The organism is Acidaminococcus sp., assembly GCF_050873445.1.
Classification (GTDB): Bacteria; Bacillota; Negativicutes; order Acidaminococcales; family Acidaminococcaceae; genus Acidaminococcus.
In genome coordinates, this window is the sequence record NZ_JBNMIU010000011.1 from 23,297 (window position 1) to 44,057 (window position 20,761).

Annotated in this window: 18 protein-coding genes and 1 rRNA gene; 15 read left to right on the forward strand and 4 right to left on the reverse strand. The window is 56.5% G+C overall.

Annotated features, from left to right (window positions below; all coding sequences use genetic code 11):
• The first annotated feature begins 90 nt into the window (after positions 1 to 90).
• The gene (locus tag ACR0QW_RS03310) at positions 91 to 750 is read left to right on the forward strand and encodes an NUDIX hydrolase (protein WP_432642304.1); all 660 of its coding nucleotides are present in this window, start codon (positions 91 to 93) and stop codon (positions 748 to 750) included.
• On the opposite strand, the gene ACR0QW_RS03315 is transcribed toward ACR0QW_RS03310, so the two are convergent.
• Together ACR0QW_RS03315 and ACR0QW_RS03320 are read right to left on the reverse strand one after the other, a co-directional pair.
• A complete protein-coding gene (locus ACR0QW_RS03315) occupies positions 677 to 1,921 on the reverse strand; it encodes a type II secretion system protein GspD (protein ID WP_432642305.1) in 1,245 nt (414 codons plus the stop codon). The genes ACR0QW_RS03310 and ACR0QW_RS03315 overlap by 74 nt on opposite strands.
• Positions 1,918 to 2,427, reverse strand: coding sequence for a hypothetical protein (locus ACR0QW_RS03320; protein WP_432642306.1), 510 nt, complete (start codon positions 2,425 to 2,427; stop codon positions 1,918 to 1,920). Before ACR0QW_RS03320 ends, ACR0QW_RS03315 begins: the two co-directional genes overlap by 4 nt.
• Positions 2,428 to 2,569: 142 nt before the next feature.
• Between ACR0QW_RS03320 and ACR0QW_RS03325 the strand changes: the two genes are divergently transcribed.
• A complete protein-coding gene (locus ACR0QW_RS03325) occupies positions 2,570 to 3,802 on the forward strand; it encodes a GspE/PulE family protein (protein ID WP_432642307.1) in 1,233 nt (410 codons plus the stop codon).
• A gap of 9 nt (positions 3,803 to 3,811) precedes the next feature.
• The gene (locus ACR0QW_RS03330; protein ID WP_432642308.1) at positions 3,812 to 4,468 is read left to right on the forward strand and encodes a trimeric intracellular cation channel family protein; all 657 of its coding nucleotides are present in this window, start codon (positions 3,812 to 3,814) and stop codon (positions 4,466 to 4,468) included.
• 60 nt (positions 4,469 to 4,528) lie between these two features.
• Here ACR0QW_RS03330 and ACR0QW_RS03335 read toward each other — a convergent pair whose 3' ends face one another.
• Complete coding sequence (locus ACR0QW_RS03335; protein WP_432642309.1) at positions 4,529 to 5,020, reverse strand: YajQ family cyclic di-GMP-binding protein; 492 nt, start codon at positions 5,018 to 5,020, stop codon at positions 4,529 to 4,531.
• Positions 5,021 to 5,029: 9 nt separating this feature from the next.
• The gene (locus ACR0QW_RS03340) at positions 5,030 to 6,586 is read right to left on the reverse strand and encodes a DUF4127 family protein (protein ID WP_432642310.1); all 1,557 of its coding nucleotides are present in this window, start codon (positions 6,584 to 6,586) and stop codon (positions 5,030 to 5,032) included.
• A 127-nt stretch (positions 6,587 to 6,713) separates the two neighbouring features.
• On the opposite strand from ACR0QW_RS03340, the gene uvrB reads away from it, so the two are divergent.
• The 12 genes from uvrB to ACR0QW_RS03400 form a co-directional block, all read left to right on the forward strand.
• Positions 6,714 to 8,708 (forward strand): excinuclease ABC subunit UvrB, encoded by a 1,995-nt coding sequence (gene uvrB, locus ACR0QW_RS03345; protein WP_432642311.1) that lies wholly within the window; start codon positions 6,714 to 6,716, stop codon positions 8,706 to 8,708.
• Positions 8,701 to 11,520 (forward strand): excinuclease ABC subunit UvrA, encoded by a 2,820-nt coding sequence (gene uvrA / locus ACR0QW_RS03350; RefSeq protein ID WP_432642312.1) that lies wholly within the window; start codon positions 8,701 to 8,703, stop codon positions 11,518 to 11,520. The genes uvrB and uvrA overlap by 8 nt, the downstream gene beginning before the upstream one ends.
• The gene (gene uvrC, locus ACR0QW_RS03355) at positions 11,517 to 13,370 is read left to right on the forward strand and encodes an excinuclease ABC subunit UvrC (RefSeq protein ID WP_432642313.1); all 1,854 of its coding nucleotides are present in this window, start codon (positions 11,517 to 11,519) and stop codon (positions 13,368 to 13,370) included. Before uvrA ends, uvrC begins: the two co-directional genes overlap by 4 nt.
• 116 nt (positions 13,371 to 13,486) lie before the next feature.
• The gene (gene rd, locus ACR0QW_RS03360) at positions 13,487 to 13,648 is read left to right on the forward strand and encodes a rubredoxin (RefSeq protein WP_071142263.1); all 162 of its coding nucleotides are present in this window, start codon (positions 13,487 to 13,489) and stop codon (positions 13,646 to 13,648) included.
• Between the two features lie 74 nt (positions 13,649 to 13,722).
• Entirely contained in the window at positions 13,723 to 14,535 is an 813-nt protein-coding gene (locus ACR0QW_RS03365) for a Cof-type HAD-IIB family hydrolase (protein WP_432642314.1), read from the forward strand.
• Positions 14,536 to 14,602: 67 nt separating this feature from the next.
• Positions 14,603 to 15,469, forward strand: a complete 867-nt coding sequence (rapZ, locus tag ACR0QW_RS03370) for an RNase adapter RapZ (protein WP_432642315.1) — start codon at positions 14,603 to 14,605, stop codon at positions 15,467 to 15,469.
• A gap of 10 nt (positions 15,470 to 15,479) precedes the next feature.
• Positions 15,480 to 16,856, forward strand: a complete 1,377-nt coding sequence (locus ACR0QW_RS03375) for a gluconeogenesis factor YvcK family protein (protein ID WP_432642316.1) — start codon at positions 15,480 to 15,482, stop codon at positions 16,854 to 16,856.
• A 2-nt stretch (positions 16,857 to 16,858) separates the two neighbouring features.
• Positions 16,859 to 17,788 (forward strand): DNA-binding protein WhiA, encoded by a 930-nt coding sequence (gene whiA / locus ACR0QW_RS03380; RefSeq protein WP_432642317.1) that lies wholly within the window; start codon positions 16,859 to 16,861, stop codon positions 17,786 to 17,788.
• Positions 17,785 to 18,639, forward strand: coding sequence for a polysaccharide deacetylase family protein (locus ACR0QW_RS03385; RefSeq protein ID WP_432642318.1), 855 nt, complete (start codon positions 17,785 to 17,787; stop codon positions 18,637 to 18,639). Before whiA ends, ACR0QW_RS03385 begins: the two co-directional genes overlap by 4 nt.
• 94 nt (positions 18,640 to 18,733) lie before the next feature.
• A complete protein-coding gene (gene scfA / locus ACR0QW_RS03390; protein WP_071142269.1) occupies positions 18,734 to 18,877 on the forward strand; it encodes a six-cysteine ranthipeptide SCIFF in 144 nt (47 codons plus the stop codon).
• A 78-nt stretch (positions 18,878 to 18,955) separates the two neighbouring features.
• Positions 18,956 to 20,365, forward strand: coding sequence for a thioether cross-link-forming SCIFF peptide maturase (gene scfB, locus ACR0QW_RS03395; RefSeq protein WP_432642319.1), 1,410 nt, complete (start codon positions 18,956 to 18,958; stop codon positions 20,363 to 20,365).
• Between the two features lie 273 nt (positions 20,366 to 20,638).
• Positions 20,639 to 20,761 (forward strand): 16S ribosomal RNA (locus ACR0QW_RS03400); the annotation flags it as partial.

Consider the following 20,761-nt stretch of genomic DNA (forward strand, 5'->3'; position numbering starts at 1 on the left):
TGCAATTGCAACAACCTCGCTTTACTGTTCCTCAAAAATATTGTACAATTCTGTTATGTTCGAAACAAAATGAAAACAAGGGGGCTTACCATGACACAGGAAATGAAACAACGGACCGCACTGCAGTCGCTCTGGCCGGACCAGCGCCAGCGGGTGGACAGGAGCCTGAAGCTGTGGGAGAGCGCTGTGCTGCTGCCCCTGCGCTGGACGAAACACGGGTGGGAAATCCTGTTTGAGGTCCGGTCTGCCAAAATGCACTGGCAGCCGGGGGATATCTGCTTCCCCGGGGGCCATCGGGAGGAAACGGATCCCAGTCTGCTGGCCACGGCTCTGCGGGAAACCCGGGAAGAACTGGGTATCCCGGAAAAGGACATCCAGGTATTGGGCCCTCTGGATTATTTCTATGGGTATTCCGGCCCCCTGATCTATCCCTTTGCCGGGATCTTGCCAGATAAAGCTCCCCTTGTGATCGATCAAAATGAAGTGGCAGAGGTGTTTGCGGTTCCGCTGAAAGAGCTGCTGGCCATGGCTCCGGTGGTGGGCAAGATTTCCATCGGCACCCGCCAGGAACTGGGGTTCCCCAGCCAGTGGGCCTACGGGTTCCAGGAGGGCTGGAATGTGCGCACGGGCTATGAGGTGTTCTTCTACCCCTGGAAGGGGCGAATCATCTGGGGCATTACGGCACGGGTGCTTCACCAGTTTTTGGAACGGGTGAGGAAGATGAAGAGCCTGCCGGAGCAGGAGAAATAAGGTGAAAGCGGCTGATTGCCGGAGAATGGCCCGGTTCACTGATATAGGGTGTCAGCAGCATGCATACTTCTGTGCGGCTGCGGGCGGTGGAACGGAACTTGAACAGTTCGCCAAGCAGAGGGAGTTTGGACAGAAGAGGAACGGCTTCCAGCTTTTTCTGCTCCTGTTCGCTGATCAGACCGCCGATGATCAGGGTCTCCCGCTCCCGGAGACGGACCTGGGTATCAGCCGTGCGACTGGTGATCCGGTAGTTTTTCAGTTCGGTAATCAGTGTGGGAGTACTGACTTCCGTATGGACCCGGGCGGTGATCAGGCCGTCCCGGCTCAGATAGGGAGTATAGGACAGCCGGATGCCGGCGTCCACGTATTCTGTGGTCTGGGTGGTGGTGCTGTTGGTGACTTTTTCTGTGACCACCGGGATGTGGTCGCCGATAAAGATGCTGGCTTCCCGGCCCGGCAGGGTGATGATGCTGGGAGTAGCCAGAACCTTGGCTTTGCCCTGCTGACACAGGGCGCTGAGGATTCCCGTCAGGCCTGCAGTGTAGCTGTGGCCCAGGTGAATCGTGGCTCCATGGTCCTGTTGATCACTGGAAGCAGGCAGGGTGGTCCAGTTCCACTTCAGTCCCAGTTCCCGGGAAGCTTCTTCGTTTAGGGAAAGGATCCGGGCTTCCAGGGTAATCTGGCGGCTGGGACGGTCCAGAAGGGACAGGGCTTCCTTGAGCCGATCCACTTCTCCTGCTGTGCCCCGAAACAGCAGAGCGTTGCTCTCCCGGTCCCAGGCCAGGGGAGAGGAGAACAGGGGCTTTAAGGTCTCGGCTGTTTCTTTGGCAGAAATGTATTCCAGGGGATGGAGGGAAAGCCGGCCGAACCGGGCATCCAGTTTTTCCGGGGTGCTGACCCAGAGCGTATTGCTTTCCTCCCGGCATTCCAGGCCCTGGCTGCGGGTGACGATGGAAAGGGCTTGGCGGAAGGGAACGTCCCGCAGTTCCAGGGAGATGGTTCCGGAAAGATCAGGATCCACGACCAGGTTCCGGTCCGCCAGCTGGGCCAGGGTCTGGAGTACGTCCCGCACGGGAGCTTCCTTGACGGAAAGGGACACCGGGTCAGCGGCCAGTGCCCAGCGTACTGGGGTCAGGAGACAGAACAGGCAGCTGAGGAGCAACAGTTTCATTCCCACACCTCCCCTACAGGCAGTTCCTGCCCGTTACATTCCAGAGAGGCTCCATGGAATGCGGTCACTGGCCCTTTTCCCGGCAGTATTTCGCCCAGGGCAATCAGGGCCGTTCCCTGGGGACCGGCTACCAGGGCCCGTTTTTCCTCTTTGACCGTCAGGATGCCCAGCAGGCGATGGGGTGTAACGGGGGCTGCCGGTGCGGCTTTCTGCGGAGCTGCTCCCGGGTGGGCAGCTGCCGGAGCTGGAAGCGTCTTTTCGGGTGCTGGATGGTTCAGGGGCCGGAAAGGGTCTCGCCGGGGCAGGACTTCTTTTCGGGAATTGGACGGCTTTTCCGAGGGACTTTCCCAATTCTGCTCGGCCAGGGTGGGGACGGGCGGAAAATATGGGGTATCTTCGTCCTGGGGCCAGGCCAGGACACCGGCTACTGCCAGGGGAAGGGGGAGCAGGAGCAGGAGCCTGCGGGAAGCTGGAAGGGATTGGAGTACGGGGAAAAGCGTGAACATGGTGGACCTCCTTGCAAATAATCTGGTTTTTCTTGCTTTTTCAATCCCATTATAGGGAAAATCAGCCGGTGTTCCTACCCCTACCGGCAGCAAGTGCAAAAAGAAGGTCAACATCTGCAGTTTCGTGAAGGGAGAGACATCTATGTTCCAGTCATCTTATCATCATCCACATTCCGGGTTTCAGCTTTCGTCTCTGTCCGGGCATTCGTATCAAGGGGACACGGCGGCTCCAGCTGTACGCTGGGCCAACGAAATCCTGGATGCGGCCCTGGAAAGGGGAGCCAGTGACATCCACCTGGAGCCGGGAAAAGAACAGATGGGGGTGCGCTGCCGGGTGGATGGGGTACTGCAGGCTCTTATTACCGTACCCAAAAAGCTTCAGGATCCGGTACTGTCCCGCTTCAAAATTCTGGCAGGCATGGACATCGGGGAAAAACGGCTGCCCCAGGATGGCAGGTTCCAAGGTACCTGGCAGGAGCGGCCGGTGGATGTGCGGGTATCTTCCTTGCCCACTCTGTTCGGAGAGAAGCTGGTGCTGCGGCTGTTGGACCGGGAAGCCATCCGGCTGGATCTGGAACGGCTGGGCTTCAGTGTTGTCAATCTGGAAAAAATGCAGCAGGCCCTGCGTCAGCCCCATGGGCTGTTCCTGGTGACCGGGCCCACGGGCAGTGGCAAATCTACCACTCTGTATGCGGCGCTGGCTTCTCTGGACCGGAAAGAACAGAATATTATCACGGTGGAAGATCCGGTGGAATACCAGCTGCCGGGCATCAGCCAGGTGACAGTGAAGCCGAAGATCGGCCTGACTTTTGCCCGCTGCCTGCGCAGCATCCTGCGGCAGGATCCGGATACCATCATGGTGGGCGAAATCCGTGACGGAGAAACCGCCTCCATGAGCATCCATGCCGCCCTTACCGGTCACCGGGTATTCAGCACCCTGCACACCAACACCGCCGTGGGCGCCGTGAACCGGCTGCTGGATATGGGTGTGGAACCGTATCTTCTGGCCTCTGCCCTGCAGGCCGTGGCCGGGCAGCTTCTGGTGCGGCGGCTGTGTCCCCATTGCAAAAAAGCGTACGAAGTGGGACAATCAGACTGGGAAAGCCGGTATCTGGGACTGGAGGAGCCACGGACCCTGTACAGGGCCGCCGGCTGCGAACAATGCCGCCATACCGGATATGCCGGACGCCTTCCCCTGCAGGAAGTGCTGGTGATTACAGAAACCCTGCGCCGGGGCATCTGCGAGTGCCGAAGCGAAGGGGAACTGGCGGTCCTGGCCCGGCAGGAAGGGATGCGGCCCTTATTCGAAGACGGACGGGAGAAGGTTTTGGCGGGAGAGACCAGCTGTGCGGAACTGCTGCGGGTGCTGGGATGAGGAGGAACGATGCTTCAGTTGTGGAATCTGTTTGAAATCGCCGGGACCATTTCCTTTGCGGTATCCGGTGCCATCGTGGGCATGGTGAAAAATATGGACGTGTTCGGCATTACGGTGCTGGCTGTCCTGACTGCTGTGGGAGGGGGCGTGATCAGGGACGTGCTGGCCGGGTATACGCCGCCCATGGCCCTGGAGAACCCGGGGAACCTGCTGCTGTCCGTGCTGACAGCACTGGCCATGTCCTGGCTGTTTGCGTCTTATCGGATTGCCGGGCGGAAGAAGCAGATCATCACTTTTTTCTATGTGGCGGCGGATACAGTGGGCCTGGCTTCTTTTACGGTGACAGGCACCCTGACCGGGTTATCCCAGGGGAACATCCATACCTATGTGTATCCGGTAATGCTGGGGCTGATTACGGCTGTGGGCGGCGGTGTGCTCCGGGATCTGATGGCCCAGCGTGTACCCAGTGTGCTCACGGCAGATGTGTATGCCACAGCATCTCTGGCCGGGAGCCTCATGATGTGCCTGTGCTGGCATTTCGAAAGCCAGGATCTGGCACCCTTTCTGGGTGCATTCATGGTGGCAGCCCTGCGTTTCTTTGCCATCCGCTACCGCTGGCAGCTGGTGCATCCAATGGAAAAAAGAAAAGGGGGAGTGAAAAAATGATTTTTCACTCCCCCTTTTTGAAGGGTTCTTTCCTTCGGCCAGTGGCCAATGGCTCGTGGCTTATCTCAAATTGATGAACTGCAGATCGATGCCGAAATCCTGGCCTCTTACCAATTGGATCACGGCCTGCAGATCGTCTTTCTTCGGACCGGAGACCCGGACCTGGTTGTCCTGCACCTGGGCAGTGACCTTGATCTTGGCGGCCTTGATGGCAGCGGTGATCTTCTTGGCGGTTTCTTTGTCGATGCCTTGTTTCAGTTTCAACGTCTGGCGGACGCTGCCTTTGGCGGCCGGTTCCACTTTGCCTGGTTCCAGGGCCCGCAGGGAAAGGCCTCTTTTAGCCATGCGCTGCCGCAGGATATCCAGGATGGCGCCCAGTTTGTATTCATCTTCGGCCGCCAGTTTCAGTTCATCGTCGGCCAATTCCAGGGAGGCATTGGATCCGCGGAAATCATACCGCTGGGAGATTTCCTTCCGGGTCTGGTTCAATGCATTGTCCAGTTCCTGCATGTCGATTTGCGAAACAATGTCGAAAGAGCTGTTTTTTGCCATAATATCCTCCTATTTTACCTTTATATCCACCTCGAACATCCGGTTCCAGGGGAATTCCACAGTAAAGGACGTTCCTTTCAGGGTGGGTTCATCCTCCACGTACTGGCGGAACATCCGGTTGGTTCCGCTCAGGATACGATTATAATATTTTCCCAGGTCATATTTCAACATGAAATCGTGCTGATCGATGCCCAGGCTGATCCGGTACCGCACATTGGCCTGATAGATCCAGTCATCCAGCAGCCGGGTCTTCAGTAACCGCTCCCGTTCGGCGGGTTTCATCCGTTTGCTCAGGATGCCCTGGCTCAGGGCGAACCCGATGCTGTTGTCTGCGGTGTTCCAGCCGGAATAAGCCGTCAGGCCCAGCAGGCCTTCCGTATCGGTCATAGCCTGCATAAAGCCGTTATCCGCACCGTTGGCAAAGGAAATATCTGCCAGGGCCACGGGCTTCTGTTCCTCCAGATCCGCCAGGTCATTGGCAAATTCCCGGTTGGCCCTGCTGGGGTAGGGGGCGTTGTCATTGGCCGTGGAATCCAGGCAGCTGCCGTCTTCCGGGGTGTTCACCGCCAGCACCAGGTCAGCTTTTTTCAGGTGGCTGGTCTCGATGCCGCCGCTGGCCAGAATCTGGTTGTGTACGGAATCGGCCGCCCGTTCATCGGAATACAAGGGGATGGTGTTGCCGCCCACGCCAGGTGCGAATAGGGGATAGACTCTGGGCTTTTCTCCGCGGATCTCATTGATGGCCCGGGTCACCAGCAGCAACCCCACCTGATCCACGCCGGGCAGGATCTGGAACCGGTTTTCCGTGACTCCGTCGCCTACGTATTTCAGGTGGCGGGCTTCCATATGGGTCTGGGACAGGGGTGCATCATCGTCTTTGCCCAGGGCGAAGTAATGGAAAGTGCCGTTCTGGCACAGCCGGATCAGTCGTTTGTTGGTCTGGAAATTCATCAGCCGGCGGGTCTTCCAGTCACGCATCACCGAACTGGGAATCTGGGCCAGCAGGGTCTGCCGTTCCTGGATTTCCGGAAAGGTCAGGGAACCCTCCTGGTCCTCTTTATCCTGCAGCTGGGACAGCCGGAAGATCTTGGGACCATATTGCTGATAGTAGCCCGGCTCCACCTTGCCGATGCTCTGCTGGGGGGTCCGCATGATGGTGCTGAACGCATAGATCTTCAGCCCCGGATTGTCTTTCTTCAGCTTTTCCAGGCGCTGGACTTTTTCCTTCAGGTATTTTTCCAGATGGTGGTGCTTCCGGGAAGCCACCAGTCCGCCGTAGTTCAGGCTGTCCGTGGCGATGACGGCTGCCTGGGCATGGGGCGCTTCCTGTTCCAGCCAGTTCCACAGGGCTTCGTTATTGCCTTCGCTTTTCTGGTCAGACAGGTCTTTTTCCGGAGGCACGGTCAGGGGATAGCCGGCTGCCTTGGCCGTATCCGCAGTATATTCCAGACAGACAGGACGGTTGTCCAGGGGCACATACAGGATCTTGGGTGAGGCATCCGCCCTGGATCCCAGCGCCAGGCAGAGAAAACCGGCCGCCAGAAGCGATTTTAATGAAAAATGCATGTCTTCCTCCTTTTTCGTATCGTTTTATTATACACTATCTTTCCATGGAAAAGAAAGACTCTCCAGTCAGTTGCCTTTCCTCATATGGTATAATTGAAAGTGAATCGAAACCCAAAGGAGAAACATCATGCCATTTACAATCCATGCTCCCTTTGCTCCTGCCGGGGACCAGCCGGAAGCCATCGATGCCCTGGCCAGAGGGGTGGAGGAGGGGCTCCATACCCAGGTGCTGCTGGGGGCTACGGGGACGGGCAAGACCTATACCATTGCCCAGGTGATCCAGAAAGTGCAGAAACCCACTTTGGTCATCGCCCACAACAAGACGCTGGCCGCCCAGCTGTGCAGTGAATTCAAGGAATTCTTCCCCGACAATGCGGTGGAGTATTTCGTTTCCTATTATGACTATTACCAGCCGGAAGCCTACATCCCGGCAACGGATACGTATATCGAAAAAGATTCTTCCATCAATGATGAAATCGATAAACTGCGCCACTCGGCCACTTCGGCCCTGATGGAGCGGCGGGACGTGATCGTGGTGGCGTCCGTTTCCTGCATCTACGGGTTGGGCGCCCCGAAAGATTACTACGACAGTGTGCTGTCTCTGCGGGTGGGACAGCAGGTGGATCGGGATGCCATCCTGGAAAAACTGGTAAAGATCCGCTATGACCGCAACGACCTGGTGCTGGAGCGGGGCAAGTTCCGGGTGCGGGGAGATGTGATCGAGGTGGTCCCCTCCAGCTACGGGGAAAAGGCCATCCGCATCGAGCTGTTCGGCGATGAAGTGGACAGCATCAGCGAAATCGATATCTTGAACGGGGAAGTGATTGACAGGCGGACTCATGTGGCCATCTTTCCGGCCAGCCATTATGTGACCAGTGATGAGAACATGGAGCGGGCCCGGCGGGACATCCGCAGGGAACTGAACGACCGGCTGAAGGTGCTGAAGGGCGAGGATAAGCTGCTGGAGGCCCAGCGCCTGGAACAGAGGACCAACTACGACCTGGAGATGATGCAGGAACTGGGGTACTGCAGCGGCATCGAGAACTATTCCCGGCACTTGACCGGCCGGAAACCCGGGGAACCGCCTTTTACTCTGGTGGATTATTTTCCGGAGGATTTTTTGACAGTGGTGGACGAAAGCCACGTGACTTTGCCCCAGCTGCGGGCCATGTACGCCGGGGACCAGAGCCGGAAACAGCAGCTGGTGAAGTACGGGTTCCGGCTGCCTTCTGCCCTGGACAACCGGCCCCTGACCTTTGACGAATTCCAGGCCCGCCGGAAGCAGATCATTTACGTTTCTGCCACCCCCGGTCCCTACGAGATGGAGACTACGGACAATGTGGTGGAACAGATCATCCGGCCTACGGGTCTCCTGGATCCCAAAATTGAAGTGCGACCCATCAAGGGGCAGATCGACGACCTGCTGGGCGAGATCCACAAGGTGACGGCCCAGAAGGAACGGGTACTGGTCACCACACTGACCAAGAAAATGGCGGAAGACCTGACGGAATACCTGACCACTGCCGGTGTGCGGGTACGCTACCTCCATTCGGACATTGCCACCATCGAGCGAGCGGAGATCATCCATGACCTGCGGGCCGGCAAGTTCGACGTGCTGGTGGGCATCAATCTGCTGCGGGAAGGCCTGGATATGCCGGAAGTGAGTCTGGTAGCCATCCTGGACGCTGATAAGGAAGGCTTCCTGCGCAGTGACACGGCCATGGTCCAGACCATCGGCCGGGCGGCCCGGAATGCTCACGGACGGGTCATCATGTATGCGGATACCATTACCGGTTCCATGGAGCGTGCCATCAGTGAAACAGCCCGGCGGCGGGAAAAACAGGAGGCCTTTAACCAGGCGCACGGCATTATCCCCAGGACTATCCAGAAGAAAGTGGTCGATCTGATCAAGCTGACCAAGGTGGAAGAGGATGATACGGCCACCCGGGGTTATACCAGTAAGAGTGTGAAGAAATTGACACCCAGGGATCGGGATAAGCAGATCCGGCTGCTGGAGAAAAAAATGAAGGAAGCCGCCAAAGAGCTTGACTTTGAACTGGCAGCGGAATATCGGGATCAGCTGATTTTGCTGAAAGGAGAGCAGCGGAAAGCTCATGAATGAAGACTATATCGTCATCCAGGGTGCGCGGCAGCACAACCTGAAAAATATATCATTGAAAATTCCCCGGAACAAGCTGGTGGTGATCACCGGCCTTTCAGGCAGCGGAAAATCCTCCCTGGCCTTCGACACCATCTACGCCGAGGGCCAGCGGCGGTATGTGGAGAGCCTGTCAGCCTATGCCCGGCAGTTTCTGGGCCAGATGGACAAACCGGATGTGGATTACATCGGCGGCTTGTCCCCGGCCATTTCCATCGACCAGAAGACCACCAGCCGGAATCCCCGGTCTACGGTAGGGACGGTCACGGAAATCTATGACTACCTGCGGCTGCTCTTTGCCCGGATCGGGGTGCCTCACTGTCCCAAATGCGGCAGGGTGATCGAACGGCAGTCGCCCCAGCAGATTGCGGATAAAGTGCTGGAACTGCCGGAGGGGACCAAGTTCATGATCCTGGCACCGGTGGTGCGGGGCCGCAAGGGAGAACACAGGAATGTGCTGGAACGGATCCGCCGGGCAGGGTATGTGCGGGTGAAAGTGGATGACCAGATCCTGACCCTGGACGAGGAAATCATCCTGGATAAAAAGAAGAAGCACACCATCTCCGTGGTGGTGGACCGGCTGGTGGCCCGGCCCAATCTGGGCAGCCGGCTGACGGATTCCCTGGAGACGGCCCTGAAGCTGGGTGAAGGTACGGTGGCCATCGAACAGATCGGCGGGCCCACCCAGGTGTACAGCGAAAAGTTCGCCTGTGCAGAATGCGGCATCAGCCTGCCGGAAATCGAACCCCGGCTGTTTTCTTTCAACGCCCCCTACGGAGCCTGTCCGGACTGCATGGGCCTGGGGCAGCACATGGAATTTGATCCGGATCTGATCATTCCTGATAAGAGCCGTCCCTTCGACCAGGGGGGCATTGCGGCGGTAAGTTCCAATGTAAAGTCCTATTTCCTGCGGCAGCTGGATGCGGTGCTGAAGAGCCGGGGATTTACCCTGCAGAACTGCTGGAAGGAGCTGCCGAAAAAGTTTCAGAAGGAACTGCTGGAGGGCATCCCTGATGAAACATTCACTTTTACCTATGAGAACATGATGGGGGAAACCAACGAGCACCACACTCCCTTTGAAGGCATCATCCCTCTGCTGAAGCGGCGGCTGCGGGACGCCATGAGCGAGAGCCAGCGGCTGGACTATGAATCTTTCATGACGGCCATCGAGTGTTCCACCTGTCATGGGGCCCGGCTGCGTCCGGAAGTACTGGGCATCACCGTAGGCAATCAGAACATCCGCCAGGTGTGTGATCTGCCTGTGCGGGAGTGCCTGGACTTTTTCAACAACCTGCAGCTGTCGAAACGGGATGCGTTCATTGCCAAACAGATCTTGAAGGAAATCCGGGCCCGGCTCAGCTTTTTGAACAATGTGGGACTGGACTATCTGACTCTGAACCGGGCGGCGGCTACCCTGTCCGGCGGTGAGGCCCAGCGGATCCGGCTGGCTACTCAGATCGGTTCCGGCCTGGTGGGCGTGCTCTATATTCTGGATGAACCCAGCATCGGCCTGCACCAGCGGGACAATGACAAACTGCTGGAGACACTGAAGAACCTGCGGGATATGGGCAATACCTTGATTGTGGTAGAACACGATGAGGATACCATGCGGGCGGCGGACCAGATCATCGATATCGGACCCGGCGCCGGCGAGAACGGAGGGTATGTGGTGGCCCAGGGCACAGCGGAGGAAATCAGCAGGGTGCCTGAATCCATCACCGGCCAGTATCTCAGCGGGGCCAGGAAGATCCCTGTGCCGGCAAAGCGGCGGAAGGGCAACGGCAAGAAGCTGACCATCAAGGGAGCCCGGGCCAACAACCTGAAGGACATCGACGTTTCCATCCCGCTGGGCACCCTGACCGTGGTTACCGGGGTCAGCGGCAGCGGCAAGAGTACTCTGGTGAACGATATTCTGTACAAGGCCCTGGCCAAGAAACTCATGGGGGCCCGGGAACGGCCAGCCCTCCACGATAAGATCCTGGGCATCCAGAACATCGACAAGGTCATCAACATCGACCAGAGTCCCATCGGGCGTACGCCCCGATCCAATCCGGCTACGTATACGGGTACTTTCGATTTGATCCGGGCTCTGTTCAGCACCACAAATGACGCCAAGCTGCGGGGCTACAAACCGGGCCGGTTCAGCTTCAATGTGAAGGGGGGCCGCTGCGAGGCCTGCCACGGCGATGGTCTGCTGAAAATCGAGATGAATTTCCTGCCCGATGTGTACGTGCCCTGTGAGGTGTGCAAGGGGACTCGCTATAACCGGGAAACCCTGGAAGTCCATTACAAAGGCAAAAATATCGCCGAAGTGCTGGATATGACCGTCAGCGAGGCCTGCCAGTACTTCAGCAACCAGCAGCGGATCCTGCGGAAGCTCCAGGTCCTGGAGGATGTGGGGCTGGGCTATATCCGGCTGGGCCAGGCGGCCACCACTCTGTCGGGCGGCGAAGCCCAGCGGGTGAAACTGGCTACGGAACTGGCCAAGGTGAATACGGGGCGGACCCTGTACATTCTGGACGAACCGACCACCGGACTCCACATGGCCGATGTGCACAAGCTGCTGGAAGTCCTCCAGCGCCTGGTGGATGCGGGCAGCACTGTGGTGGTCATCGAGCATAACCTGGATGTGATTAAGAGCGCCGATTACCTGATCGATCTGGGACCTGAAGGCGGCGATCGGGGCGGCACGGTGATTGCCACCGGCACGCCGGAAGAAGTGGCCCGGGTACCGGAATCCTACACGGGCCAGTATGTGAAGAAGGTCCTGCAATGAATGAAGCCATCAAGGAGACCCTGGCCGTATTGCCCAATGCGCCGGGGGTCTATATCATGCACGATGCCCAGGGCAAGGTCATCTATGTGGGCAAGGCGGTCATCCTGAAGAACCGGGTGCGGAGCTATTTCCGTCCGGCCAGCCAGGTGTCGCCCAAGGTGCGGGCAATCAACGCCCATGTGGCTTCCATCGAGACCATTGTCACCGCCAGCGAGATGGAAGCCCTGATCCTGGAGTGCAACCTGATCAAGAAGTACCGGCCCCGGTACAACATCGACTTAAAGGATGACAAGACGTATCCGTACCTGAAGATCACGGTGCAGGAGGCTTATCCCCGGATGGTGCTCACCCGGCGGGTACTGAAGGACGGGGCACGGTATTATGGCCCCTTTGCGGATGCCGGAGCCCTGCGGGATACTATGAAGCTGATCCGTACCATGTTCCCTCTGCGGCACTGCCGGAATCTGAACGCCAGACGGCCCTGTCTCCAGTATCATCTCCACCGGTGCCTGGCTCCCTGTACGGGGAAGGTGCCGGTGAGCGAATACCGCCAGCTGGTGGATTCGGTACTTATGCTGCTGGACGGCAAAGTGAGCCAGCTGGAAAAGGAACTGAAGGAGAAGATGTATGCGGCTTCGGACAAAATGGAATTTGAGGCGGCGGCCCGGTACCGGGATTCTCTGCTGAACCTGAGAAAGCTGGCGGAGAAGCAGAAAGCCACCACGGAAGGCGGCGACCGGGATGTGGTGGGTCTGGCCATGGATGACAGCGGCGTCTGTGTGCAGGTGTTCTTCATCCGCAGCGGCAAGATCTTGGGCCGGGACAGCTTCTTTTTGGACCAGGAAGTGGGTGAACCGGGCAGTGAGATCCTGGCGGATTTCCTGAAACAGTATTACCACGAGAACCATCGGCCGCCTCGGGAAATCCTGGTGAGCCAGGAACTGGAGGACAGTGACCGGACCCTGCTCTCCCAGTGGCTGAGCACCCTGAATGAAAAGACAGTGAACCTGCTGGTGCCCCAGCGGGGCCTGAAGCACGAACTGGTACTCATGGCCGTGAACAACGCCAAAAAGAACCTGGAGGAGCGGCTGCGCCGGGGCCATGCGTCCCTGGACACCGGCCTGGATGCGGCGGAACAGCTGCAGAAGGCTCTGGGGCTCACGAAACCCCTGGAGCGGATGGACTGCTTCGATATCTCCCACAATCAGGGCCGGGAAACCGTAGCCTCCATGGTGGTGTTCCGCAACGGAAGTCCCAGCAAAAAGGATTATCGGCGCTACAAGCTCCGTTCCACGGAAGGGAAGCCTGACGACTTCAAATCCATGCAGGAAGTGGTGTACCGGCGGTATAAGGAACTGGAAGATCTGCCCAGCCTGATTGTCATCGATGGCGGCAAGGGGCAGCTGAGTTCGGCTTTGGAAGTGATCCGGGGGCTGGGCATCAGCGATGTGCCGGTCATCGGCCTGGCCAAACGGGAGGAAGAAATCTTCAAGGAAGGGGCCCATACCAGTATCCTTCTGGACAAAATGTCCCCGGCTCTGCACCTGATCCAGCATATCCGGGATGAAGCCCACCGGTTTGCCATCACGTACCACCGGAAGCGGCTGGCCAAAAGGAATCTGGTTTCCGTGCTGGACCATCTGGACGGCATGGGACCCAAACGACGAGCCGCTCTGTGGAAACGGTTCGGTTCCCTGGATGCTATGCGTCAGGCAAGCATCGATGACCTGGCGGCAGTAAGCGGGATGAACCGGGTGGTAGCCGAACGGGTCCACACCTTCCTCCAGGGGGATCTGCAGAAGAAGCAGGAATTAATGGAACAGGGGAAGGGCCGCCTGATCAAAGAATAATGAAATATTCCTTTTCAATAATTTTTACTAAAAACTCTCAAAAACGGTTGCGCTCCGGTGGTGACTCTGGTATAATCCTAACAACAAGAATAAAAAAATTTGAGGGGGAACATACAATGAAAAAATACGTTTGCGAAGTTTGCGGCTATGTATACGATGAAGCTGCCGGCGATCCGGAACACAACATCGCCCCTGGCACGAAATTCGAAGATCTGCCTGAAGACTGGGTTTGCCCGATCTGCGGCGTAGGCAAGGATCAATTCTCTGAAGAAGCTTAACATTGCCGGAAGGAGCTGTCGCACGAAAGTGGCAGCTCTTTTTTGTTGGTTTGGTATAGATAAAGGAGGAAACCATGAGTATCAAATGCATCGCCCTGGATCTGGACGATACCCTGCTGGACAAGAACAAGGACATTGCCCCGGAAGATGCGGCGGCCGTGAAGAAGGCCATCGCAGCCGGGTATTATGTGACGCTGGCCACCGGCCGGATGTACCGGTCTGCCCTGCCTTATGCGAAAGAACTGGGCATGACCCATCCGCTGGTGGTCTATAACGGAGCCCTGCTGAAAGACCCCCGGAGCGGGGAAGTGCTGGGCGCCTGGCCGCTTCCCCTGGAGGTGGCTCAGCCCCTGCTGGACGACTGCCTGGCCCGGGGCATCTACATCCAGGCCTATGTGGATGACTGCCTGTGGACGGAAAAGGACTGCGAAGAGGTACGCTTCTATTCCAAATTCTCCCGGGTACCCTACCAGGTCAAGGGGAACGAAATCCATCATCTGCCCCAGGCTCCCCACAAGCTGCTGATCATTTCAAAGCAGGTGAAGGAGCTGCGGGAAGAACTGGAACAGAAGTATGCCGGCCGGATCAAGATCGTCAGCTCTTCCAAGGGGTTCCTGGAAATCACGGCTCCCGCCACCAACAAATGGCATGCCCTGCAGGTACTGGCCAGACGGGAAGGCTTCCAGGAAGACGAACTCATGTGCGTGGGGGATTCGGACAATGATCTGGATATGATCACCCATGCGGGCCTGGGTGTGGCCATGGGGAACGCCAAAGATTCCGTATGCCGGGCGGCCCGGGTGGTGACGGCTCCCAATGAACGCCATGGGGTGGCCGTGATCCTGAACAGCATCCTGACAGAACAGGTGCAGGTACCGGAAGAATAAAACTTTACATAAACTTTTTGGTCATTGTATAATATTCTGTATCAATCTTTTGCCTCCAGGGGGTGGAATGTCAATGACGAGAACGTTACTTATCACAGGGATGTCCGGCGCGGGGAAGACGCAGGTTATGCGTACGCTGGAAGATCTGGGCTATTTTTGCGTGGACAACCTTCCCCCGACTTTTATCCCGAAGTTCATTGAATTGTGCCTGCAGACCAAGAACCAGGATGCACAGCTGGCGCTGGTGGTGGACATCCGGGGCGGGAAATTCTTCAAAGATTTCAGCAAGGTGCTGGATCAGCTGACCCAGGGAGGTATCCATTACGAGCTTGTCTTTCTGGATGCGGACGATGCAACCCTGGTGCGGCGGTATAAAGAGACACGGCGGCGGCATCCGCTGGCCGGCGAAAACGGACTCAGTGCGGATATCGCACGGGAACGGGAAATCCTGAGTCAGGTGCGCCGGCGTGCCACCACTATCATCAATACGTCCCGGACTACGACGAAGCAGCTGCGCAATAAGATTGTCCAGCTGTTCGGCAAGGGCGGAGAACTGCCTCCCATGAACATCCTGGTCCAGTCCTTCGGATTCAAATATGGGATTCCGCTGGACTGTGACATGGTCTTTGATGTGCGGTTCCTGCCCAATCCGTTCTATATCCCGGAACTGAAGAACCTGTGCGGCAATGACCAGCCGGTGATCGACTACATCCAGGACAAACCTGTGACGGAAGAATTCGAGAAGCGGCTGTTTGCCCTGATCCAGTTCCTGCTGCCCCAGTACGTACAGGAAGGGAAGAGCCAGCTGATGATCGACGTAGGCTGTACCGGAGGACGGCACCGGAGCGTGTTCATTGCCAACCAGCTGGGAAAATTCATCAAGAGCTGCGGCTACGGAGCCCAGGTGCTCCATCGAGATTTGATCAAGAAATAGGTGAATGTATATGAAATGGATAAAGTGGTTATACCCGGGGCTGAACCTGAAGCGCTGGCTGTTCCTTTTTGCGCTGGGTACGGTGCTGGCCTGCGTGGGAGTCACTTTAATCTTCAACTATCAATTCGTGGGGCTGCTGGAGGCATTGGTCCTGAAATTCATCAACTATTTCGGGGGTGAATATTACCAGTCCACCATGACGGCACTGGGAGCCTTCAGTGTGTTCCTTGGACTGATATGCATGATCCTGGGAGCTGCCCATGTCATCAAGACGGTCATCAACGCCGTCATGCCCGGAGAAAAGGAATCTCTGCGGGAACTGATCTTTACCCAGCAGAAGCTGGACAAGGGGCCAAGTGTGGTGGTCATCGGCGGTGGCACCGGGCTTTCCGTGCTGCTCCGGGGTATCAAACTGATCACCAACAACTGTACGGCGGTGGTGACCACGGCTGACGACGGAGGTTCTTCCGGCCGGCTGCGGAAAGAACTGGGCATCCTGCCGCCCGGGGATATGCGGAACTGTCTGGTGGCATTGTCCGATACAGAACCCCTGATGGAAAAAGTGATGCAGTATCGGTTCAAGAGCAGCGCCCTCAGCGGTCACAATCTGGGTAATTTGTTCATTGCGGCCATGAGTGATGTAGAGGGCGGAGACATGGAAAGAGGCATCGCTGCCACCTGCGAGATCCTGAAGGTGCGGGGCCATGTGTGGCCCAATACCACGGACAACATCCAGCTGAAAGCCCTGATGGACGACGGCAGTACGGTCATCGGGGAAAGTTCCATTACGGCCTCGCCCCACAAGATTGTGAAGCTGATGACGGAACCGGAGAATCCCCGGGCCTCCCGGCGGGCGGTGGATGCCATCCTGAAGGCCGACGCCATCATCCTGGGGCCTGGCAGCCTGTACACCAGTGTGCTGGCCAGCCTGATCGTGCCCGGCATCCGGGAAGCCGTAATCAAATCCAAGGCTGTGAAGATTTACGTGTGCAATGTGATGACCCAGCCCGGAGAAACAGACGGTTACGGGGCCTACGAACATGTGCAGGCTATCATCCGGCATATGGGCTGCCAGTGCCTGGACTATGTGATCGTCAACGAACAGAAGGCGGCACCGGAGACACTGGCCAAGTACGAAAAAGAAGGGGCTATGCCGGTATCGCCGGATGTAGAGAAAATCGAGAATCTGGGAATCGACTGTGTACCGGCCAAACTGCTGAATGACAGCGACCTGGTACGGCACAATCCGCTGAAACTGGCCAAGGCCATCATCGCCCTGATCTACCGGCTGAAACTGTTCGGCAAGGGCATCCGGTTCTTTGATTACTTCTTTGCCCGGCAGACCATGCAGGAACTGCGGAAGCATGCCCGTAAGAAGGAGGCCTGACCATGTCATTTTCCCATGATGTGAAAAATGAAGTGGCCCGGCTGGAGGGGGAAAACCACGGCTGTGAACAGGCCGAACTGTTCGGTCTGCTGCGCATCAGCGGCTCTGTTTCTCTCAGCGGCCGTAAGGTGGGTATCCATTTCACCACCGAAAATGCGGCTCTGGCCCGGCGGGTGCTGCGGCTTTTGAAGAACAATTTCCCGGTACAGACGGAGGTCATCGTGACCCGGAGCCGACGGTTGAAGAAGAACAATCGGTATCAGGTCCACGTGATCCCTTCTGATGCAGCCCGGGCAGCTCTCAGCCGGCTCCATCTGCTGACGCCTTTGGACGAGGCGGGACGGGTGCTGCTGCGGAAAGAGGAGGAAAAAAGGTCCTTCCTGCGGGGCGTATTTTTGGCAGGGGGGTCTGTGAACAAGCCCATCAGCGATTACCATCTGGAACTGATTTGTGACAATATGGACATGGGCCAGTTCATCCAGAAAATCATAAAAGGCTTCGGCCTTCCAGCCCGGATCGTGGACCGGAAGAATTCGTATATCGTCTATCTGAAGGAAGGCAATGCCATTGCCTCGTTCCTGTCTCTGATCGGTGCCCAGAATTCCTACCTTGAATTCGAGAATGTACGGGTGCTGAAGGATATGCGCAACCAGGTGAACCGGCAGGTGAACTGCGAGACCGCCAACCTGAACAAGGTAGTGAAAGCGGCGGTGCGGACTTTGCGTGCCATCCGGGTCATCGAGGATACGGTGGGGCTTTCCACCCTGCCTGAAGCCCTGCAGGAGGCAGCCCGGCTTCGGCGGGAACACCAGGACCTTTCGGTGGGGGAACTGGCGGCTTTGACAGAAGACAATGTGGGGAAATCCGGGTTCAACCACCGGCTGAAGAAGTTGGAACAGATTGCAGAAAAATTGAAGGATGGGGAGCAATGAAAAAACTGATTATCGTGTTGGCAATTCTGGCTGTACTGTGTGGTATCGGGTATGGCGGGTATGAGTATGTAAAGGCGGATTTTCCCCGCTTCTGCGAGGAAACCGTGCCGATTTTCGCCTATCACAGGGTGGAACCGGGCCATGACGATCCGTATACCATGCCGCCGGAAGCCTTCGAAGAGCAGATTAAATACCTGAAGGACAGCGGCTGGAAGACCATTACCCTGGCGGACTATGTAAAGGGGCGCAAGGAAGGAAAAAAATTCCACAAGACCTGCGTCCTGATCTTCGACGACGGGTATCTGGACAACCTGACCTATGCCGCACCCATCCTGAAAAAGTACGGCTTTGTGGGCAATATGTACATGGCCGTGAAATATGAGGGATGGCCGGGATACCTGGACTGGAACCAGGAACATGAACTGCTGAAATACGGCTGGACCCTGGGTTCCCATACCTTCAATCACAAACCCCTGGAGAATATGACGCCGGAACAGGTGGATTACGAATTGACCACTTCCATGGAGCACATGAAGGGCATCTATAATCCGCCGGAAGGCCTGACTTTCTCCTATCCCAATGGTTCTGCCAGCGATGCCATTGCGGCTCAGGTGGAAAAAGCCGGGTATATTGCCGGGGTGGACGGCCGGGTGGGGGTCAACACCGATAAGACTCCGCTCATGCGGCTGCGCCGGGTGAATGTGTTCCAGAACAAACCAGAAAATCTGGGCTGTTTCCAGTACGACCTGAAAAGGGCCCAGATCCAGGGCTACATCGACCAGACCGGCTTGGATTCCAATTGGATCATCAGCCATTATTACCAGCTGCGGGCCAAACTGCACCTGAACTGAGCACTCCGAAAAAGAATATCCGGGAGAAGGACTTGCGTTCTGGACGAAAAACATATACAATGAATTAGAAACTTGAGATAGGGAGGAAACGATGATGGCAAAAAGAATCAAAACTGTGAATAAAGAAATGCTGAAAAAGACCCTGAGAACCGGCGGCTGCGGCGAATGCCCGGCATCCTGCCAATCTGCCTGCAAGACTTCCTGCACGGTAGGCAACCAGGTTTGCGAAAAAGCATAATTTCGGTTATGCAATGGAGGCTCCCTGCATGAGCGGGGAGCCGTTTTCTTGTAACTTGTAACAGAAGGGCGGATAATTTTGCTGATCCATAGAATGCATCTGGACGACAACTATGTGGTCCTGGACGTGAACAGCGGCGCCGTGCACATTATCGACGCCATGATTTATGACTTGCTGGGCTTTTACGACGGCAAGAATGTAGAAGAGACCAAGGCACACTTTGCCGGAAAATATCCCCGGGAAGATATCGATGAAGCACTGGAAGAACTGCAGGACCTGCAGAAGGCAGGGCTGCTGTTCTCCCCGGATTTCCCGGTCCCCGATACCTTTTCCGATGAACCGGTGCTGAAATCTCTGTGCCTGCATGTGGCCCATGACTGCAATCTGCGCTGCGGCTACTGCTTTGCCGATACAGGGGACTTTGGCGGCCATCGTGCGCTCATGAGTAAGGAAGTGGCCTGCAAGGCCATTGAATTCGCCATCAAGGGCAGTAAACAGCGGCATAATCTGGAACTGGACCTGTTCGGCGGTGAACCGCTGATGAATATACCCGTGGTGAAGTACATCGTAGACTATGTACGGCAGCGGGAAAAAGAAACAGGTAAGAACATCAAACTGACTCTGACTACCAACGGGACTCTGCTCACCGATGAAATCGTGAAATATCTGAACGACAATCGGGTGATGCTGGTACTGTCTTTGGACGGCAGCAAGAAGACCCATGACCATATGCGGCCCTATCCCGGTCATGTGGGATCCTATGATGCGGCTGTGAAAGGCTTCCGGAAGGTGATCGAATCCCGTCACGGGAAAAACTACTACCTGCGGGGTACCTATACCCATTACAATCCCCATTTCTGTGATGACGTGCTGGCCATGCTGGATGTGGGTTCCGAGATTTCCATGGAACCAGTGGTGGGTACCACGGAACCCTGGGTGCTGACCGAGGAAGACTGGCCCATCCTGGATCAGGAATACGAAAAACTGGCACGGGCTTACCTGGCCAAAAAGCGGGCAGGGGAACCTTTCGATTTCTTCCACTTCAACGTGGCACTGGACAATGGTCCATGTGTAGCCAAACGGCTGGCCGGCTGCGGCGCAGGCCATGAATATTTTGCCATCACTCCGGAAGGGGACATTTATCCCTGCCATCAGTTCGTAGGCCGGGAAAAGTATAAGATGGGTACCCTGGATACAGGCATCGTGAAGAAAGATATGGTCCAGTATTTCCGTCATATGCACGTCATGAAGAAGGCTGACTGCCGTACCTGCTGGGCACGGTTCTTCTGCAGCGGCGGCTGCCATGCCAATGCGGATCTGGTCAACGGGACCATTGAGAAACCGTACGCTTATGGCTGCAAGATCCAGAAGAAGCGGCTGGAGATGGCCATCATCGTACAGGCACTGCTGACCGAAGATGTAAAAGAAGGCGGCACGGATCACCGGCCTGTGATCGACAATTTCAAATTCCAGGTGGAGAAGAAGTAATTGCCGGTGATGAGGGACTGATTGCCGGAGAAAAAAGGTGGCGAAAAATTTTTGCCACCTTTTTTATTTTTATTGTTGACAAATTACGGGACCCGTGATATTATAATCAAGTCGCCGATGAGGCGGCAAGGGTGAACCTTGAAAACTAAATATTGTTGACAGATGTGCGGGTCAAGTCACTTGAAGTGATGAGACCGAGTCACCTGGATGAGAACCAGGTTAAAAAAATCGAAAGCTAGTATTTGAGAGCCAAGCGGCTCTTCAAAATAATCTATTTTGGAGAGTTTGATCCTGGCTCAGGACGAACGCTGGCGGCGTGCTTAACACATGCAAGTCGAACGGAGAATTTGCTTCGGTGAATTCTTAGTGGCGAACGGGTGAGTAACGCGTAGGCAA

What these genes read in the sequence shown, in the direction of transcription:
- ACR0QW_RS03385 (WP_432642318.1), top strand. Translation starts at nt 17,785, where the DNA reads ATGAAAAAACTGATTATCGTGTTGGCAATTCTGGCTGTACTGTGTGGT.
- ACR0QW_RS03325 (WP_432642307.1), top strand. Translation starts at nt 2,570, where the DNA reads ATGTTCCAGTCATCTTATCATCATCCACATTCCGGGTTTCAGCTTTCG.
- ACR0QW_RS03330 (WP_432642308.1), top strand. Translation starts at nt 3,812, where the DNA reads ATGCTTCAGTTGTGGAATCTGTTTGAAATCGCCGGGACCATTTCCTTT.
- ACR0QW_RS03315 (WP_432642305.1), bottom strand. Translation starts at nt 1,921, where the DNA reads ATGAAACTGTTGCTCCTCAGCTGCCTGTTCTGTCTCCTGACCCCAGTA.
- ACR0QW_RS03375 (WP_432642316.1), top strand. Translation starts at nt 15,480, where the DNA reads ATGAAATGGATAAAGTGGTTATACCCGGGGCTGAACCTGAAGCGCTGG.
- ACR0QW_RS03365 (WP_432642314.1), top strand. Translation starts at nt 13,723, where the DNA reads ATGAGTATCAAATGCATCGCCCTGGATCTGGACGATACCCTGCTGGAC.
- uvrC (WP_432642313.1), top strand. Translation starts at nt 11,517, where the DNA reads ATGAATGAAGCCATCAAGGAGACCCTGGCCGTATTGCCCAATGCGCCG.
- whiA (WP_432642317.1), top strand. Translation starts at nt 16,859, where the DNA reads ATGTCATTTTCCCATGATGTGAAAAATGAAGTGGCCCGGCTGGAGGGG.
- uvrA (WP_432642312.1), top strand. Translation starts at nt 8,701, where the DNA reads ATGAATGAAGACTATATCGTCATCCAGGGTGCGCGGCAGCACAACCTG.
- rapZ (WP_432642315.1), top strand. Translation starts at nt 14,603, where the DNA reads ATGTCAATGACGAGAACGTTACTTATCACAGGGATGTCCGGCGCGGGG.
- rd (WP_071142263.1), top strand. Translation starts at nt 13,487, where the DNA reads ATGAAAAAATACGTTTGCGAAGTTTGCGGCTATGTATACGATGAAGCT.
- ACR0QW_RS03335 (WP_432642309.1), bottom strand. Translation starts at nt 5,020, where the DNA reads ATGGCAAAAAACAGCTCTTTCGACATTGTTTCGCAAATCGACATGCAG.
- scfA (WP_071142269.1), top strand. Translation starts at nt 18,734, where the DNA reads ATGGCAAAAAGAATCAAAACTGTGAATAAAGAAATGCTGAAAAAGACC.
- ACR0QW_RS03320 (WP_432642306.1), bottom strand. Translation starts at nt 2,427, where the DNA reads ATGTTCACGCTTTTCCCCGTACTCCAATCCCTTCCAGCTTCCCGCAGG.
- ACR0QW_RS03310 (WP_432642304.1), top strand. Translation starts at nt 91, where the DNA reads ATGACACAGGAAATGAAACAACGGACCGCACTGCAGTCGCTCTGGCCG.
- ACR0QW_RS03340 (WP_432642310.1), bottom strand. Translation starts at nt 6,586, where the DNA reads ATGCATTTTTCATTAAAATCGCTTCTGGCGGCCGGTTTTCTCTGCCTG.
- uvrB (WP_432642311.1), top strand. Translation starts at nt 6,714, where the DNA reads ATGCCATTTACAATCCATGCTCCCTTTGCTCCTGCCGGGGACCAGCCG.